This is a genomic window from Blastococcus sp. SYSU D00820 (genome assembly GCF_054050695.1).
Map to the genome: position 1 here is coordinate 22,330 of NZ_JBJGZW010000024.1, position 15,562 is coordinate 37,891.

Genomic DNA, 15,562 nt, shown 5'->3' on the forward strand with positions numbered 1-15,562 from the left:
CGCCACATGTCGCTGGCCGATCAGCTGGACACCGTTTCCGAGGGCTCCGCCGGCACCGTCGACCGGCACGCCGCGCCCGACACGTTCGCCTCCACCGATCCCGCCACCGGGGCGGTGGTCGGCGTCTTCCCGCTGCACGACGCGGACGCCGTCGCGGCGACCGTCGACCGGGCCCGCACCGCCGCGCAGGCCTGGGACGAGCTCGGCTTCGACGGCCGGCGGGCCCGGCTGGACGCCTGGCGCGGGTACCTGGCGCGGCGGCTGCACGAGCTGGCCGACCTGGTGCACCGGGAGAACGGCAAGCCGCACGCCGACGCGATCCTCGAGATCACCCTCGCCGTCGACCACCTGGCGTGGGCCGCCCGGCACGCCCGCCGGGTGCTCGGCCCGCGGCGGGTGCCCTCGGGGCTGCTGGCCGCCGACTCGGCCGCCTCGCTGGAGTACCAGCCCCTCGGCGTGGTGGGCGTGATCGGGCCGTGGAACTACCCGGTGTTCACGCCGATGGGGTCGATCGTCTACGCCCTGGCCGCGGGCAACGCCGTCGTCTTCAAGCCGTCGGAGCACACGCCCGCGGTGGGCGCCTGGCTGGCCGCCTCCTGGCGGGCCGCCGTCCCCGACGCCGCCGACGCCTTCCAGGTGGTCACCGGCGCCGGCCCGACCGGCACCGCGCTGTGCCGGGCCGGCGTCGGCAAGCTCGCCTTCACCGGCTCGGCCGCCACCGGCCGGAAGGTGATGGCCACCTGCGCGGAGACCCTGACGCCGGTGCTGCTGGAGCTCGGCGGCAAGGACGCGATGATCGTCGACGACGACGCCGACGTGGCCGCCGCCGCCGACGCCGCCGTCTGGGGCGCGATGAGCAACGCCGGGCAGACCTGCATCGGCATCGAGCGGGTGTACGCCACCGCGCCGGTCTACGACCGGTTCGTCGCCGAGGTGACGTCGCGGGTGCGCGCGCTGCGCCCCGGGGACGACGACGAGGCCTCCTACGGCCCGTTGACCATGGCCGCCCAGGCCGAGGTCGTGTCGCGGCACGTCGAGGCGGCGACCGCGGCCGGCGCGCGGACGGTCACCGGCGAGGCGGCCCCGGGCTTCCTGCCGCCGACCGTGCTGCTGGACGTGCCCGAGGACTCCCCCGCCGTCCGCGAGGAGACCTTCGGGCCCACGCTCACGGTCACCCGCGTGGCCGACGCCGAGGAGGCCCTGGCCCGCACCAACGCCACCTCCTACGGGCTGGCCGGCGCCGTGTTCTCCGGCTCCCGGCGCCGCGCGATGGACCTCGCCCGCCGGATGCGCACCGGCATGACGTCGGTGAACTCCGTGCTCACCTTCGCCGCGGTGCCGGCGCTGCCCTTCGGCGGCGTCGGCGACAGCGGCTTCGGCCGCATCCACGGTGCCGACGGGCTCAAGGAGTTCACCCGGGCCAAGGCGATCACCCGGCGGCGGCTCCGGCTGCCGGTGGACCTGATGAGCTTCGCCCGCCCGGCGGGGGCCACCGACGTGCTGGCCCGGGTCGTCGGGATCGTGCACGGGCGGCACCGGTGAGCGGCACCGCCGAGGAGTTCGACGTCGTCGTGGTCGGGGCGGGGTCGGCCGGCTGCGCGCTGGCCGGGCGGCTCACCGAGGACCCGTCGCTGCGGGTGCTGCTGCTGGAGGCCGGCGGCTCCGACGACGTCCTCGAGGTGCGGGTGCCGGCCGCGCTCTACAAGGTCTGGCGCACCCGCCGCGACTGGAACTACACGACCGAGCCGCAGCCGGGCCTCGGCGGCCGCCGGCTGTTCTGGCCGCGCGGCAAGCTGCTCGGCGGGTCCTCCTCGATCAACGCGATGATCTACGTCCGCGGCGCGGCGGCCGACTACGACGAGTGGGCGCAGCTGACCGGCGATCCGTCGTGGTCCTACGAGTCGGTGCTGCCGCTGTTCCGCCGCATGGAGGACAACGCCCGCGGCGCCGACCGCTGGCACGGCACCGGTGGGCCGCTGCGGGTCGAGGACCCGCGCTCCCCGCACCCGTGGAGCCGGGCGGCGGTGCAGTCGGCGGTCGCCGCCGGGTACCCCCGCAACGACGACTTCAACGGCGCCGACCAGGAGGGTGTGGGCCTCTACCAGCTCACCCAGCGGCGCGGCCGGCGCTGGTCGGCCGCCGACGCCTACCTGCACCCGGTGGCCGGCCGGCCGAACCTGACGGTGCGCACCGGCGCGCTGACCACCCGGGTGCTGGTCTCCGGCGGCCGGGCCACCGGCGTGGAGTACCGCCGCGGCGGCCGGCTGCACGTCGCCCACGCCGCGGCCGAGGTGGTGCTGGCCGGCGGTGCGGTGAACTCGCCGCAACTGCTGATGCTCTCGGGCATCGGCCCGGCCGACCACCTGCGCGAGGTCGGGGTGGACGTCGTCCACGACCTGCCCGGCGTCGGCGCCGGCCTGCAGGACCACCCGCTGGTGCCGACCATCTGGCACACCCGCACCGGCGGTTCGCTGCACCTCGCCGAGTCCCCGGGCGGGATGGCGAAGTGGTTCCTCGCCCGCCGGGGGCCGCTGACGTCGAACCTCGCCGAGGCCGGGCTGTTCACCCGCTCCCGCCCCGACCTGGACGGGCCGGACCTGCAGTTCCACTTCCTGCCGGTGAAGTTCTGGCGGCAGGCCGAGGTCGACCCGGACGTCGACGCGTTCACCGCCGCGGCGGTGCTCGTGCGGGTGCACTCGCGCGGCTCGGTGCGGCTGCGCTCGGCCGATCCGGCGTGGGCGCCGGCGATCGACCCGGGGTACCTCAGCGACGACCGCGACCTCGACGCGCTGGTCTGCGGCATCGAGAAGGCCCGCGAGATCGCCGCGGCCGGCCCGCTGGCCGCGGTGCTGGCCGACGAGTGGTCGCCCGGTGGCACGGTGCACCGCCGGGAGGACCTCCGGCAGGCCGTCCGCGACACCCTCGAGTCGCTGTACCACCCGGTCTCCTCCTGCCGGATGGGCACCGACGACCTCGCCGTCGTCGACCCCCGGCTGCGGGTGCGCGGCCTGGAGGGGCTGCGGGTGGCCGACGCCTCGGTCATGCCGACGCTGGTGCGGGGCAACACGAACGCGCCGACGATCATGATCGGTGAGCGCGCCGCCGACCTGGTCGCCGGCCGCACCCCCGTGCCCGCTGCCTGACCGGCCTTCTCCTCGCCTTTCGCGCGCGAAAGGCGAGGACCTGGGGGCCTTTCGCGCGCGAAAGGCGATCAGGCGTCGATCCCCAGGGCCGCCCGGATGCGCGCCAGCAGCCCGTCGAGGTCGCGCAGGTCGGCCGCCGCCACCCGGATCACCCGCCAGCCGGCGGAACGCAACCGCTCGAGGCGGGCGTCGTCCCGGACGATCTGACTGCCCTCGAAGTGGTGGGCGCCCTCGTACTCGACCGCCAGCCTGTGCCCGGGGAAGGCGAGATCGACCCGGCCCACGAAGCGCCCGCCATCCCGCACCTCGTACTGCGGCACGGGGGACAGCCCGGCGAGGACCAGCGCCACCCGGAGCCGTGACTCCGGCGCCGACTCGGCGCGAGGGTCCACGAGCGGCACCGCCCGCCGCACGCGGGCCGCGCCCCAGCGGCCGGTCCCTCGCCCGGCCATGGCCGTCAGATCCGTCATCGTCATGCTGCCCGCTCGCACCATGCCGTCGAGGTAGGCGACAGCGGTCGTCAGCGGTTCCAGGGTCATGACGTCCCAGGCCGTGCGCAGCGGCGACGTCACCGGCAGGTCGTCGTCCACCACGGTGGTGTCACCCGGGCCGAGCACTGTGCGGTGGACCCGGACACCGGCAGGACCGCTCCACCGGACCTCGTGCGGGCAGACCACCGTGACCGGGTCGGTGACACCGGCGAACGGCGCTCCGTACCAGCCCGCCGCGGAGGAGCCACCGATGGCCGCACCCTCCGGCAGCAGCAGGGCTGCACCCCGGCACCGCAACCGGTGGTCGACCTCGAGCACGGGATCGGCGTAGACACCACGCACGAGGCGCCGGTAGCTGCGCGTCCGCAACTGGTTACGGGTCAGGTGCCCCTCGGCGATGGCATCGCGGCCGATGAACACCCCGTTCAGCAGGCGGCGTGGCGTCGTCATCCGGGCAGCGTCGCGGATCCGGCAGGGCTGTTCCGCCGTCGTCCACAGGTAGGGGGAGACGGAGCCTTTCGCGCGCGAAAGGCGGGAGCCCGGACGCCTTTCGCGCGCGAATGGCGATCCGGTCAGCCGTGGGTGGTGGCGGCGGAGGCGGTGGTCGGCTCGGTCGGCGTCGCGGGCACCGGCGGGGACGGCGGGGCCGCCCGGCGGATGGCGATCGACAGCGCCGCGGCGACCAGGCAGAGCACCGCCGCCGCCGTCCAGGCGAGGTCGTAGGAGCCGGTCACGTCGCGGACGACGCCGCCGCCGAAGGCCGCCAGCGCCGAGCCGACCTGGTGTGCGGCGAACACCCAGCCGAACACCACCGGTGCCCGCGCGCCGAAGTGCTCGCGGCACAGCGCCAGGGTCGGCGGCACCGTGGCCACCCAGTCCAGGCCGTAGAACACGATGAACGCCACCATGCTCAGCTGCAGCTCCGGCCCGAACAGCGCCGGCAGCAGGAACAGCGACGCCCCGCGCAGGCCGTAGTAGACGAGCAGCAGCACCCGCGGGTCGATCCGGTCGGTCAGCCAGCCCGACAGCACCGTCCCGGCGATGTCGAAGACGCCGACCACGGCCAGCAGCCCGGCGGCGGTGGTCACCGGCATGCCGTGGTCGTGCGCGGCGGGGATGAAGTGCGGCTGCACCAGCCCGTTGGTCGACATGCCGCAGATGAGGAAGCCGCCGGCCAGCAGCCAGAACGGCCGGCTGCGCGCGCCCTCGGCCAGGCCGCGCAGCGCGCTGCGGGCCGCACCGGTGCGCACGGGGTCGACGTCGTCGGCCGGCGTGCCGCCGTAGGGGGCGACCCCCGCGTCGCGGGGCCGGTCGCGCAGCAGCCACGCGACCAGCGGGACGACGGCCAGCGCGGCCGCCGTCGTGCCGAGCGAGGCCGCCCGCCACCCCCACACCGAGTCGATCTGCGCCACCACCGGCAGGAAGACCAGCTGCCCGGCGGCGCCGCCGGCGGTGAGGATGCCCGAGACCAGGCCGCGACGGGCGACGAACCAGCGGCCGGTCACCGTGGCCACCAGCGACAGCGCCATCGAGCCCGTGCCGAGCCCGACCAGCACGCCCCACAGCAGCACCAGCTGCCAGCTCGCGGTCATGAACACCGTCAGCCCGCTGCCGACGGCGACGACGAGCAGCGCGCCGAGCACCACCCGGCGGATGCCGAAGCGCTCCATCAGCGCCGCGGCGAACGGGGCGGTGAGCCCGTACAGGGCCATGTTGACCGCGACCGCCGCGGAGATCGTCGACACCGACCAGCCGAACTCCGCGCGCAGCGGGTCGATGAGCACGCCCGGCACGGCGCGGAAGGCGGCCGCCCCCACGAGGGCCAGGAAGGTCACGGCCGCGACCCACCACGCCGGGTGGACACGGCGCACGGGCGGCGCGGCGGGAGCGGTCACGGCGGAGAGCATGACCGACCGGCCCCCGCCGGACGAGTGGCCCGACGGCCAGCATGTGCAAGGATCCGGCCATGACCGGGCCGCCCCCGCACGAGGTGGCCGTCCTCGCGGTGGACCGCGTCGTCGGCTTCGAGCTGGGCCTGCCGTACCGGCTGCTCGGGCTCGCCGAGGCCGACGACGGGTCGCCGCTCTACCGCGTGCGGATCGCCACCCTCGACGGGCGGCCGGTGCGGACGGCGGACGGGTTCTCGGTCCAGCCCGACCACGACGGGTCGGTCCTCCGGTCCGCCGGCACCGTGGTGGTGCCCGGGATCATGGGCGGTCCCGTCGTGCGCGACGGCGCCATCCCGGCGGAGCTGCGCGACGCGCTGCGCGCGGCCGCCGGCCACGCCCGGATGGTGTCGATCTGCACCGGCGCCTCGGTGCTCGCCGCGGCCGGCCTGCTCGACGGGCGCCCCGCCGCCACGCACTGGCGCGACGTCGAGGCGTTCCGCCGCAACTTCCCCTCCGTGCGCCTGGACCCCGACGTGCTGTTCGTCGACGACGGCGACGTGCTCACCTCCGCGGGCGTGGCCGCGGGCATCGACCTGCTCCTGCACCTGGTGCGCCGGGACCACGGCAGCCAGGTGGCCAACCGGGTGGCGCGGCGCAACGTCGTCGCCCCGTGGCGGGACGGCGGCCAGTCCCAGTTCGTCGAGCGGCCGGTGCCCTCGCACGGCGACTCGGGCACGGCGGCGACCCGGGCGTGGGCACTGGAGCACCTCGGCGATCCGCTCACCCTCGCCGACCTGGCCGCGCACGCGCGGACCAGCGTCCGCACGTTCACCCGGCGCTTCCGCGAGGAGACCGGCCTGTCGGCCGGCCGGTGGCTGGTCCAGCAGCGGGTGGCCCTGGCCCGGCGGCTGCTGGAGTCGACCGACGTCCCCGTCGAGCAGGTGGCCGAGCGGGCCGGCTTCGGGACGGCGGCCTCCCTGCGCCAGCACCTGCAGGCCGCGATCGGCATCGCGCCGCTGGCCTACCGGCGGACCTTCCGCGGGCCGGTGTGACCGGTCACTCCCCGCCGTGGGGACCGGATGGCGCCCCCGTCTGGTTGAGTACGACGTACCGGCGCCGCCCTCGCTCAACCGGAGCGGCTGGGAACGACGTCGGACCGAGGCTGCGCCACCGAGGCGCGCCCGGTCGCACGACGTCCCGCCGACGAGGTGAGCCGCCCCTGCCCTGCGCAGGCGCGCCCGCGCTCGCCCCGGCGCCGCCGCGCGGCCACTCGAGCGTCGAGGAACCGATGAACCCCCAGGACACCACTCCCACCACCACCTCCGGCGGCACCGACCGTCCCCGCCGGCGCCGCGGCGGCCGCGGGCGCGGCTCGGGCAGCCGCCCCGCCGCCGAGGTCCGCCCGGCGGCCGACACCGCCGTCGCGGTCCCGGAGGCCGCGCCGGCCATCCCCGCCGGCGACGTCGCCACGGTGCTGCCGACCGACACCACCTTCGCCGAGCTCGGCGTCCCCGCCCCGCTCGTCGAGGTGCTGACCGCCAGCGGCATCACCGCGCCGTTCCCCATCCAGGTCGCCACGCTGCCCGACAGCCTGGCCGGCCGGGACGTGCTCGGCCGCGGCCGCACCGGCTCGGGCAAGACCCTCGCCTTCTCCCTGCCGCTGGTCGCCCGGCTGGCCGCCTCCGACAGCCGCCGGCAGGCGCGGCGCCCGCGCGGCCTGGTGCTCGTGCCGACCCGGGAGCTGGCCAACCAGGTGCTCGCCGTCGTCGAGCCCATGGCCCGTGCCCTGGGCATGACCGCCACGACGATCTTCGGCGGCGTCGGCCAGAACCCGCAGGTGCAGGCGCTGGCCCGGGGGGTCGACGTCGTCATCGCCTGCCCCGGCCGGCTCGAGGACCTCATCGGCCAGGGGCACGCCGACCTGTCCGCCGTCGAGATCACCGTGCTGGACGAGGCCGACCACATGGCCGACCTCGGCTTCCTGCCCGGCGTCAAGCGGCTGATGGACCGGACGCCGCAGACCGGCCAGCGGCTGCTGTTCTCCGCGACCCTCGACAACGGGGTCGACGTGCTGGTCAAGCGGTACCTGACCGACCCGACGACGCACTCGGTCGACCCGGCCGTGGCGCCGGTGTCGACGATGACCCACCACGTGTTCCAGGTGCAGGCGACCGACAAGGCCGAGGTCGTGCGCCAGCTGGCCTCCGGCCTGGGCCGCAGCGTGCTGTTCACCCGCACCAAGCACCAAGCCAAGAAGCTGGCCAAGCAGCTGACCGCCTCCGGCATCCCGGCGGTGGACCTGCACGGCAACCTCAGCCAGAACGCCCGCGAGCGCAACCTCGCGGCGTTCAGCTCCGGCGAGAGCCGGGTGCTCTGCGCCACCGACATCGCCGCCCGCGGCATCCACGTCGACGACGTCGCCCTCGTCGTGCACGTCGACCCGCCGACCGAGCACAAGGCCTACCTGCACCGCTCGGGCCGCACCGCGCGGGCCGGCGCCGGCGGCACGGTCGTCACCGTCTCGACGCCCGACCAGGCCGGCGAGGTGCGCGCCCTCGCCCGGCAGGCCGGCATCCGCCCCACGGTCAGCACGGTGCGCCCGGGCGCCGCGGAGATCACCGAGCTGACCGGCCCGGCCGCGCCGTACGTCGAGCCGGCGCCCGCGCCGGCCCCGGTCCAGCAGACGTCCTCCGGCTCGGGCCGTCGTCGCCGCAGCGGCGGCGGGGGCGGCGGTACCAAGGCCGCGACCCCGGCCGGCGGCACGGCGTCGGGCGCGACCGGGGGCCGCGGCGGCGCCCGCAGCAACCCGGGCCCCGCGCGCACCCGCGCCGAGCTGGCCGCGCGGGCGGGCACGCACTCCGCGGCGTCGTTCAGCGGCCGCACCCGGCGCGGCGGTCGCTGACCCCGGTCACGGTTGGCCGCAGGCACCCTGGGCACAGGGAGCGGTCGTGCGGGGTGCACGTCCCCGCACGACCGCGTCCCGACGACCTGCGAGGTGCTCCATGCGTCTGCCCATCACCCTGACCGAGATCGGTCCCCGGCTGTCGGCCGGTGCGTTCATCCTCAACAGCGGGCTGAGCAAGCGCGGCGCCGACGAGGGCACCGCCCAGGGCCTGCACGGCTTCGCCGCGGGCACCTACCCGTTCCTGAAGAACGTCGACCCGAAGCAGTTCGCCAGCGCGCTGTCGGCCGCGGAGATCGGCATCGGCGCCGCCCTGCTGGCCCCCTTCGTGCCCACGGCGGTGGCCGGCGCGCTGCTCACCGGCTTCTCCGGCGGCCTGCTCGGGCTGTACCTCAACACCCCGGGCATGCGGAAGGAGGGCAGCCTCGCTCCGACGCAGGAGGGGCTGGCCGTCGCCAAGGACGTCTGGCTGCTCGGCATCGGCGTGGGGCTGCTCACCCGCGGCACCGTCGACCGCGAGCCGCGCCGGGTGCGCAAGGCGGCCAAGACCCTCGCCAAGGCCAACCGGAAGGCCGCCCGCGCCTCGCGGCGCACCGCGGCCTGAGGGCTCACCCCGGGCGGGGCTCGTCGCGCTCGCCGGGGAGGAACACGGTGCTGACCAGCCGACGGCGGCGCCCCTCCCCCGGCCCGAGCTCCGCCCGGGCGGCCAGCACCGCCCGCAGGTCGGTGACCATCGCGGTGAACTCCGCGTCGGTGAGCCAGAGGCCGAGCTGCCGGTAGCCCACGCCGTCGCGGGCGAGGTCGGCTCCCGTGCCGTCCTCCCCCGCCGCGCCGTCGAGGTAGGCGTCGAAGTCGGCCAGCAGCGCGGCGACGAAGGTGGCGAAGGCCCGCCGGTGCTCCTCGGCGGTCATCCCGGCCGCGGCGTCGGCGTCGACCGAGGCCGCCGCCGGCACCAGCCGGTAGGTGCGCTCGGAGGCCCCGCGCACCCGGCGCTCGCCCACCACCTCCAGCACGCCGGCCTCGGCGAGCACGGCCACGTGCCGGTACAGCGTCGCGGCCGGGACGTCGGGCAGCTCGGCGCGCAGGTCGGTCGTGGTCAGCGTGCGGTCGCCCAGCAGCGCCTGCACCACGCGCAGGCGGACGGGGTGCAGCAGGAGGTCCGCGCTCGCCACGACATCACCGTTCTCATGTTTGACATCATTCTCGAAGTTGAGGATGATCATGCCATGGCCCGCATCGAGACCACAACGTCCAGCCTCCGCGTCACCCTGTCCCGCGCCGAGCGGATCGCCGGCCTGCTGCGCGACCTCGAGGTGCCGCTGGGCGCCGTCCGCGGGGTGGAGGTGGTGCCCGACGGGCTGACCGCCGCCCGCGGCCTGCGCGCCCCCGGCCTCGGCCTCCCCGGCCGGCGGAAGATCGGCACCTGGCGCCGGCGCGGCGAGAAGTCGATGGTCAGCGTGCGCCGCGGCCAGCCCGCCGTGCGGCTGCGGCTGTCCGGCCAGCGGTTCGACACCGTGCTGGTCGGCACGGACGACGCCGCCGCCGTCGCCGCCACCCTCTCCGCCGACCTCCCCCGCTGACCATGCGGGAGCTCGACGTCCTCGTGCCCGGCGAGCCCGCCCTCGCCGGCACGCTCACCCTCCCCGCCGGGGCATCCGGCCCGGTGCCGGCGGTGCTGCTCGCCGCCGGCTCCGGTCCCGTCGACCGCGACTCCGACCACCCGCGCGCCCGCTTCGGGGTCACCCGGGCGCTGGCGTCCGCGCTGGCCGACGGCGGCCTCGCCTCGCTGCGGTACGACAAGCGCGGGGTCGGCGCCAGCGGCGGGGGTGACTGGCGCGCCGCCGGGCTGGGCGACAACGTCGACGACCTGGCGCGGGTCCGCGACGCCCTGGCCGCCCGGCCCGAGGTGGACGCCGGCCGGCTGCTGCTCGCCGGGCACAGCGAGGGCGCCCTGCTGGCCGCCGCCGTGGCCGCGCGCGGCGGGCCGGTGGCGGGCGTCGTCCTCCTCGCGGCCTCCGCCCGGCCCGGCGACGAGCTGCTGCGCTGGCAGGCGCGCCAGCTCGCGCCGACCCTGCCGGCACCGGTCCGCGGCCTGCTCCGGCTGCTGCGCACCGACCTGGAGGCGAAGGTGGCCGCCAACCACGAGCGCATCCGGGCCACCACCACGGACGTCGCCCGGATCGGGGGCGCGCGGGTCAACGCGCGCTGGACCCGCGAGTTCCTCGCCGCCGACCCGCGGACCGACCTCGCGCGCCTGGCCGTCCCCGTGCTGGCGCTCACCGGGGAGAAGGACCTCCAGGTGCCCGCCGAGGACCTCGACACCATCGCCGCCGTCGTCCCCGGCCGGGTGGAGGTGCACCGCGTCCCCGACCTCACCCACACCCTGCGCCGGCAGCCCGGGACGGCGTCGTTGCGGCGCTACCGCGAGGAGCTGCGCCGGCCGGTCGACGCCGACGTGCTGGCGACCGTCGTGCGCTGGTGCCGGGAGGTCACGACTCCCTGAGAGAAGCCTGGGAGACCTTGCCCCGAAGTCCTCAAAAGTTGGAGCATCTCGGCACACCGGCCCGCCGTCCGGCGGGCCCGGCTCCCCGCCCGAGGAGGCCCTCGTGTCCCGCTCGTCCGGCTCCCGCCCCGCCGTCCGCCGCGCCGCCGCCGGGGTGCTCGCCCTGGGCATCGGCCTGCTCTCCGCCTGCTCGGGCGAGGCCGACGACCCGACGGTGGCCGCGCCGGGATCCGCCGCCGACGGCGGCTCCGCCTCCTCGTCCGCGCCGGCCGCCGGCTCGGACGCCGCGACTTCCCCGAGTACCGGCGGCGAGGCGGAGACCGAGACGATCACCGCCGTCGAGCGCGGCATGTCCATCGAGCTCGACGAGGACTCGTTCTCCGCCGGCAGCTACACCATCGAGGTCGTCAACGAGGGCGACGCGACCCACGACCTGGTGGTCGAGCGGGACGGCGAGGACGTCGCCGCCAGCGACACCATCGGCCCCGGCGAGAGCACCAGCTTCACCGTCGACCTGGCGCCCGGGGAGTACGTCTTCTACTGCTCGGTGGGCAACCACCGCGCCATGGGCATGGAGATCGCGGTGACGGTCTCGTGAGCGCGCCGGCCACCACCCGGCGGCGGTCGTCGGCCGCGCTGCTGTGGGCGCTGCGGATCGCCGGTGCCGCGCTGCTGGCCGCGATCGCCGCGATCCACCTGTACCTGTGGACCCAGGGCTACGACGGCATCGACGTGATCGGCCCGGCGTTCCTGCTGCAGAGCGTGCTGGGCCTCGGCGGCGCGCTGCTGGTGCTGGTCACCCCGGTGCGCTGGCTGCCGTGGGCGGCCGCCCTCGGCGCCGCCTTCGCCGCCGGCTCGCTGGCCGCCCTGCTGCTGTCGACGACCGTCGGGCTGTTCGGCTTCGTCGAGAGCACGTCGGCCACCTACTGGTGGGAGTCGTTCTGGGCCGAGGTCGCCGGCGTCGTCGTGCTCACCGCCCTGGCGCTGACCGCCGCCCGGCACCGCCGCCGCTGAGCGGAGTGGGAGGGACGCGGAAACCGCGCCCTCCCACTCCACCCGTCAGGATCGGGTGCTGAAGGCGGCGTCGAAGGCGGCGGTGGGGGCGTCGAAGAGCTTGGAGCGGACGAAGGCCAGCGCGTCGGGGGCGCCCAGGAGGCGGTCCATGCCGGCGTCCTCCCACTCGATGGAGATCGGGCCGGTGTAGCCGATCGCGTTCAGCGCGCGGAAGCAGCGCTCCCAGGGCACGTCGCCGTGCCCGGTGGAGACGAAGTCCCAGCCCCGGCGGGCGTCGGCCCAGGCCAGGTGCGAACCCAGCCGGCCGTTGCGGCCGTTGCCCACGGCCAGCTTCACGTCCTTGCAGTCGACGTGGTAGATCCGGTCGGCGAAGTCCAGCAGGAACCCCACCGGATCCAGGTCCTGCCACATCATGTGCGAGGGATCCCAGTTCAGCCCGAACGCCGCCCGGTGCCCGATCGCCTCCAGCGCGCGCACCGTCGTCCAGTGGTCGTAGGCGATCTCGCTGGGGTGCACCTCGTGCGCGAACCGCACCCCCACCTCGTCGAACACGTCCAGGATCGGATTCCACCGATCGGCGAAGTCCTGGTACCCGGCATCGATCACCTGCTGGGAGACCGGCGGGAACATCGCCACGTACTTCCAGATCGCCGACCCGGTGAACCCGACGACGGTGTCCACGCCCAGCCGCGCCGCCGTCCGGGCGGTGTTCTTCATCTCCTCGGCCGCCCGCCGCCGCACGCCCTCGGGATCCCCGTCGCCCCACACCGAGTCCGGCAGCATCTCCCGGTGCCGGGCATCGATCGGGTCGTCGCAGACCGCCTGACCCTTCAGATGGTTGGAGATCGCGAACACCCGCAGGCCGTACCGGTCCAGCACCGCCCGCTTCTCCGCCAGGTACGCGTCGTCCACCGCACCCCGGTCAGGATCCAGGTGATCGCCCCAGCAGGCGATCTCCAACCCGTCGAAGCCCCAGCCCGACGCCAGCCGGCACACCTCCTCGAACGGCAGATCGGCCCACTGACCGGTGAACAGCGTGACGGGTCGCGGCATCGGGTTCTCCTCGGGAGTCAGGCGGGGACGGGGGTCCAGGTGCTGTCGGCGGCGGCACTGCGCTCGACGGCGTCGAGCACCCGCTGCACCTGCAGGCCGTCGGCGAAGGACGGCGCGGGGTCCTCGCCGGCGGCGATGGCCGTCAGCAGGTCCACCACCTGGTGGGTGAAGCCGTGCTCGTAGCCCAGCCCGTGGCCGGGCGGCCACCAGGCGGCCACGTAGGGGTGCTCGGGCTCGGTGACGAGGATCCGGCGGAACCCGGCTCGCTCGGCGGGCTCGGTGCCGTCGAAGAACTGCAGGACGTTCATGTCCTCGAAGTCGAAGGCCAGGCTGCCCGCCGAGCCGTTGATTTCGATCCGGATGCCGTTCTTGCGGCCCAGGGCGAACCGGGTGGCCTCGAACGTGGCGAGGGCGCCGCCGGAGAACCGGCCGAGGAACACCGCCGCGTCGTCGACGGTGACCTCGCCGGTGCCCGCGCCGGCCCGGCCCGACAGCGTTCCGGTGGCAGCGGGTAGCGGCCGCTGCTTGACGAACGTCTCCAGGAGCGCGCTGACGCCGGTGATCGACTCGCCGGTGATGTACTGCGTGAGGTCCACGACGTGCGCGCCGATGTCGCCGAGCGCCCCGGACCCGGCCTTGTCCTTCTCCAGCCGCCAGGACATCGGCGCGGCCGGATCGGCGATCCAGTCCTGCAGGTAGGCCGCCCGCACGTGCCGGATGGTCCCGAGCCGCCCCTCGGCCACCAGCCGGCGGGCCAGCCCGATCGCCGGCACCCGGCGGTAGGTGTAGCCGACCATCGCCCGGACGCCCCGGGCGGCCGCCCGGGCGGCCGCCTCGGCCATCGCCTCGGCCTCGGCCACGGAGTTGGCCAGCGGCTTCTCGCAGAGCACGTGCTTGCCGGCCTCCAGGGCCGCGATGGCGATCTCGGCGTGCGTGTCGCCCGGGGTGCAGACGTCGACCAGGCCGACGTCGTCGCGCTCCACGACCCGGCGCCAGTCGGTCTCGATCGAGGCCCAGCCCAGCCGCGCGGCGGCGTCGGTGACCCGGTTCCGGTCCCGGCCGGCGAGGACGGTCAGCCGCGGGTGCAGCGGGAGGTCGAAGAAGTGCGGCGCGCTGCGCCACGCGTGCGAGTGCGCGGCACCCATGAAGGCGTAGCCGATGAGGCCCACGCCGAGGGAGGGCGGAGCGCCGGACGGGGTCATGTCGCCTCCAGTGCGGGTCGGCCCCCGACGGCGGCGGCCGCCGCCCGGGTGGGCCGGTCGGTGGACGGGGGTACCGGGTCGCTCACGCCAGGGCCCGGTCGATCTCCGCGGGGGACAGCACGTGGTCCACGACCATCGCCGCGGCACCGAGGACCCCGGCCCGCTCCCCGGTCTGGCTGAGCTCGACGCGCAGGTCCAGGGCGGCCAGCGGGAGCGTGCGCCGGTAGATGGCCTCCCGCACGCCGGCCAGCAGGCCGTCGTTGGCCAGGGCGCCCCCGATGACGACCACCGAGGGGTTCAGCAGCGTGACGACGTCGGCCAGGACCGATCCGATCCGCCGGCCGGACTCCCGCATCACGGCGCCGGCCTGCACCGAGCCGGCCCGGGCCAGCCGGGCGACGTCGGCGCTCGTGCGGACCTCGACCCCCTCGGCCTGCAACCGGGCCACCATCGCGCCGCCGCTGGCCACCGCCTCCAGGCAGCCGGTGTTCCCGCACCGGCACGGGACCCCCTCGGCGTCGGCGACCTGCACGTGCCCGAGGTCGCCCGCCGCGCCGCGGGCCCCGCGCCGCAGCGCGCCGTCGCAGATGAGCCCGCTGCCGATCCCGGTCGAGACCTTGACGAACACCAGGTCGGCGGTGTCCGGCCAGACCGAGTGCTTCTCGCCGAGGGCCTCCACGTTGACGTCGTTGTCGACGACGGCGGGGCAGCCCAGCCGCGCGCTCAGGTGACCGGCGACGTCGTAGCCGTCCCAGCCGGGCATGATCGGCGGCGACACCGGGCGGCCCGTCGGGTGCTCCACGGGCCCGGGCAGGCCGATCCCCACCCCGATCAGGGACCGCACCGGCAGCCCGTCGGCGGCCAGCAGGCGCTCGCTCTGCGCGCACACCCAGTCCAGCACCGCCTCCGGCCCGGACGCGATGTCGCAGTCGTCCTCGAGCTCGGCCAGCACGGTGCCGGCCAGATCGGTCAGCGCCAGCCGCGCCGAGGTGACGTCGAGGTCGGCGGCGAGGACCAGCCGCGCCCGCGGGTTGAAGGCGAACCGCGTCGGCGGCCGGCCGCCGGTGGACGAGGCCTCCCCCACCGAACGCACCAGACCCGTCGCCAGGAGCGCGTCGACCCGCTGGGCGACCGTCGAGCGGGCCAGGCCGGTGACCTCCACGAGCTCCGACCGCGTCCGGGGGACCCCGTCGCGCAGCAGCGCCAGCAGGTCGCCGACGCCGGCGGGCCCGGTGCCGGCGCCGGGGGGCGGGGTGACCGGTGCCAGGGCGCGCGGCCCTCCGCGCAGCCCCGCCGCGGGGCCGGCGGCGTCGTCCGGCCCACCCGCCCGCGCGGGCTCGGCTGTTCCCTGCGTCACATCGCGGA

The 15,562-nt window shown here is 76.1% G+C and carries 15 protein-coding genes; 9 read left to right on the forward strand and 6 right to left on the reverse strand.

Features of this window, described 5'->3' with window-relative positions; genetic code table 11:
- The first annotated feature begins 6 nt into the window (after nt 1–6).
- The gene (locus ACI79R_RS19820) at nt 7–1,542 is read left to right on the forward strand and encodes an aldehyde dehydrogenase family protein (protein WP_456575383.1); all 1,536 of its coding nucleotides are present in this window, start codon (nt 7–9) and stop codon (nt 1,540–1,542) included.
- Nucleotides 1,539–3,143, forward strand: coding sequence for a GMC family oxidoreductase (locus ACI79R_RS19825; RefSeq protein WP_456575384.1), 1,605 nt, complete (start codon nt 1,539–1,541; stop codon nt 3,141–3,143). Before ACI79R_RS19820 ends, ACI79R_RS19825 begins: the two co-directional genes overlap by 4 nt.
- A gap of 68 nt (nt 3,144–3,211) precedes the next feature.
- Here the strand turns inward: ACI79R_RS19825 and ACI79R_RS19830 are convergent, their stop codons facing one another.
- Nucleotides 3,212–4,084, reverse strand: coding sequence for an endonuclease domain-containing protein (locus tag ACI79R_RS19830; RefSeq protein WP_456575385.1), 873 nt, complete (start codon nt 4,082–4,084; stop codon nt 3,212–3,214).
- Between the two features lie 122 nt (nt 4,085–4,206).
- Nucleotides 4,207–5,529 carry an MFS transporter gene (locus ACI79R_RS19835; RefSeq protein WP_456575386.1) on the reverse strand — a complete coding sequence of 441 codons (1,323 nt, stop codon included), beginning with the start codon at nt 5,527–5,529 and terminating at the stop codon, nt 4,207–4,209.
- A gap of 71 nt (nt 5,530–5,600) precedes the next feature.
- Here ACI79R_RS19835 and ACI79R_RS19840 point away from each other — a divergent pair, with 71 nt between their 5' ends.
- The 3 genes from ACI79R_RS19840 to ACI79R_RS19850 all read left to right on the forward strand — a co-directional run bounded on the left by ACI79R_RS19840 (nt 5,601) and on the right by ACI79R_RS19850 (nt 9,029).
- On the forward strand, nt 5,601–6,575 hold the full coding sequence (locus ACI79R_RS19840; RefSeq protein WP_456575387.1) for a GlxA family transcriptional regulator: 975 nt from the start codon (nt 5,601–5,603) through the stop codon (nt 6,573–6,575).
- Between the two features lie 236 nt (nt 6,576–6,811).
- Complete coding sequence (locus ACI79R_RS19845) at nt 6,812–8,425, forward strand: DEAD/DEAH box helicase (RefSeq protein ID WP_456575388.1); 1,614 nt, start codon at nt 6,812–6,814, stop codon at nt 8,423–8,425.
- 100 nt (nt 8,426–8,525) lie between these two features.
- On the forward strand, nt 8,526–9,029 hold the full coding sequence (locus ACI79R_RS19850) for a hypothetical protein (protein ID WP_456575389.1): 504 nt from the start codon (nt 8,526–8,528) through the stop codon (nt 9,027–9,029).
- A 4-nt stretch (nt 9,030–9,033) separates the two neighbouring features.
- Here the strand turns inward: ACI79R_RS19850 and ACI79R_RS19855 are convergent, their stop codons facing one another.
- Nucleotides 9,034–9,597, reverse strand: a complete 564-nt coding sequence (locus ACI79R_RS19855; RefSeq protein WP_456575390.1) for a helix-turn-helix domain-containing protein — start codon at nt 9,595–9,597, stop codon at nt 9,034–9,036.
- Nucleotides 9,598–9,651: 54 nt separating this feature from the next.
- Between ACI79R_RS19855 and ACI79R_RS19860 the strand changes: the two genes are divergently transcribed.
- From ACI79R_RS19860 to ACI79R_RS19875, 4 genes are all read left to right on the forward strand, one after another.
- Nucleotides 9,652–10,005, forward strand: coding sequence for a hypothetical protein (locus tag ACI79R_RS19860; RefSeq protein WP_456575391.1), 354 nt, complete (start codon nt 9,652–9,654; stop codon nt 10,003–10,005).
- A gap of 2 nt (nt 10,006–10,007) precedes the next feature.
- Nucleotides 10,008–10,928, forward strand: a complete 921-nt coding sequence (locus ACI79R_RS19865) for an alpha/beta hydrolase family protein (RefSeq protein WP_456575392.1) — start codon at nt 10,008–10,010, stop codon at nt 10,926–10,928.
- A 103-nt stretch (nt 10,929–11,031) separates the two neighbouring features.
- Nucleotides 11,032–11,526, forward strand: coding sequence for a cupredoxin domain-containing protein (locus ACI79R_RS19870; protein WP_456575393.1), 495 nt, complete (start codon nt 11,032–11,034; stop codon nt 11,524–11,526).
- Nucleotides 11,523–11,942, forward strand: a complete 420-nt coding sequence (locus ACI79R_RS19875) for a hypothetical protein (protein WP_456575394.1) — start codon at nt 11,523–11,525, stop codon at nt 11,940–11,942. The genes ACI79R_RS19870 and ACI79R_RS19875 overlap by 4 nt, the downstream gene beginning before the upstream one ends.
- A 45-nt stretch (nt 11,943–11,987) precedes the next feature.
- Here ACI79R_RS19875 and ACI79R_RS19880 read toward each other — a convergent pair whose 3' ends face one another.
- The 3 genes from ACI79R_RS19880 to ACI79R_RS19890 all read right to left on the reverse strand — a co-directional run bounded on the left by ACI79R_RS19880 (nt 11,988) and on the right by ACI79R_RS19890 (nt 15,554).
- On the reverse strand, nt 11,988–12,995 hold the full coding sequence (locus tag ACI79R_RS19880) for a sugar phosphate isomerase/epimerase family protein (RefSeq protein ID WP_456575395.1): 1,008 nt from the start codon (nt 12,993–12,995) through the stop codon (nt 11,988–11,990).
- A 17-nt stretch (nt 12,996–13,012) separates the two neighbouring features.
- Nucleotides 13,013–14,197, reverse strand: coding sequence for a Gfo/Idh/MocA family protein (locus ACI79R_RS19885; protein ID WP_456575396.1), 1,185 nt, complete (start codon nt 14,195–14,197; stop codon nt 13,013–13,015).
- An 82-nt stretch (nt 14,198–14,279) separates the two neighbouring features.
- Nucleotides 14,280–15,554 carry an ROK family protein gene (locus tag ACI79R_RS19890; RefSeq protein ID WP_456575397.1) on the reverse strand — a complete coding sequence of 425 codons (1,275 nt, stop codon included), beginning with the start codon at nt 15,552–15,554 and terminating at the stop codon, nt 14,280–14,282.
- Between the last annotated feature and the right edge of the window lie 8 nt (nt 15,555–15,562).

Excerpts from the sequence above, each read along its gene's own strand:
- ACI79R_RS19880 (WP_456575395.1), bottom strand. The coding sequence starts at position 12,995 with ATGCCGCGACCCGTCACGCTGTTCACCGGTCAGTGGGCCGATCTGCCG.
- ACI79R_RS19830 (WP_456575385.1), bottom strand. The coding sequence starts at position 4,084 with ATGACGACGCCACGCCGCCTGCTGAACGGGGTGTTCATCGGCCGCGAT.
- ACI79R_RS19845 (WP_456575388.1), top strand. The coding sequence starts at position 6,812 with ATGAACCCCCAGGACACCACTCCCACCACCACCTCCGGCGGCACCGAC.
- ACI79R_RS19850 (WP_456575389.1), top strand. The coding sequence starts at position 8,526 with ATGCGTCTGCCCATCACCCTGACCGAGATCGGTCCCCGGCTGTCGGCC.
- ACI79R_RS19860 (WP_456575391.1), top strand. The coding sequence starts at position 9,652 with ATGGCCCGCATCGAGACCACAACGTCCAGCCTCCGCGTCACCCTGTCC.
- ACI79R_RS19885 (WP_456575396.1), bottom strand. The coding sequence starts at position 14,197 with ATGACCCCGTCCGGCGCTCCGCCCTCCCTCGGCGTGGGCCTCATCGGC.
- ACI79R_RS19820 (WP_456575383.1), top strand. The coding sequence starts at position 7 with ATGTCGCTGGCCGATCAGCTGGACACCGTTTCCGAGGGCTCCGCCGGC.
- ACI79R_RS19865 (WP_456575392.1), top strand. The coding sequence starts at position 10,008 with ATGCGGGAGCTCGACGTCCTCGTGCCCGGCGAGCCCGCCCTCGCCGGC.
- ACI79R_RS19840 (WP_456575387.1), top strand. The coding sequence starts at position 5,601 with ATGACCGGGCCGCCCCCGCACGAGGTGGCCGTCCTCGCGGTGGACCGC.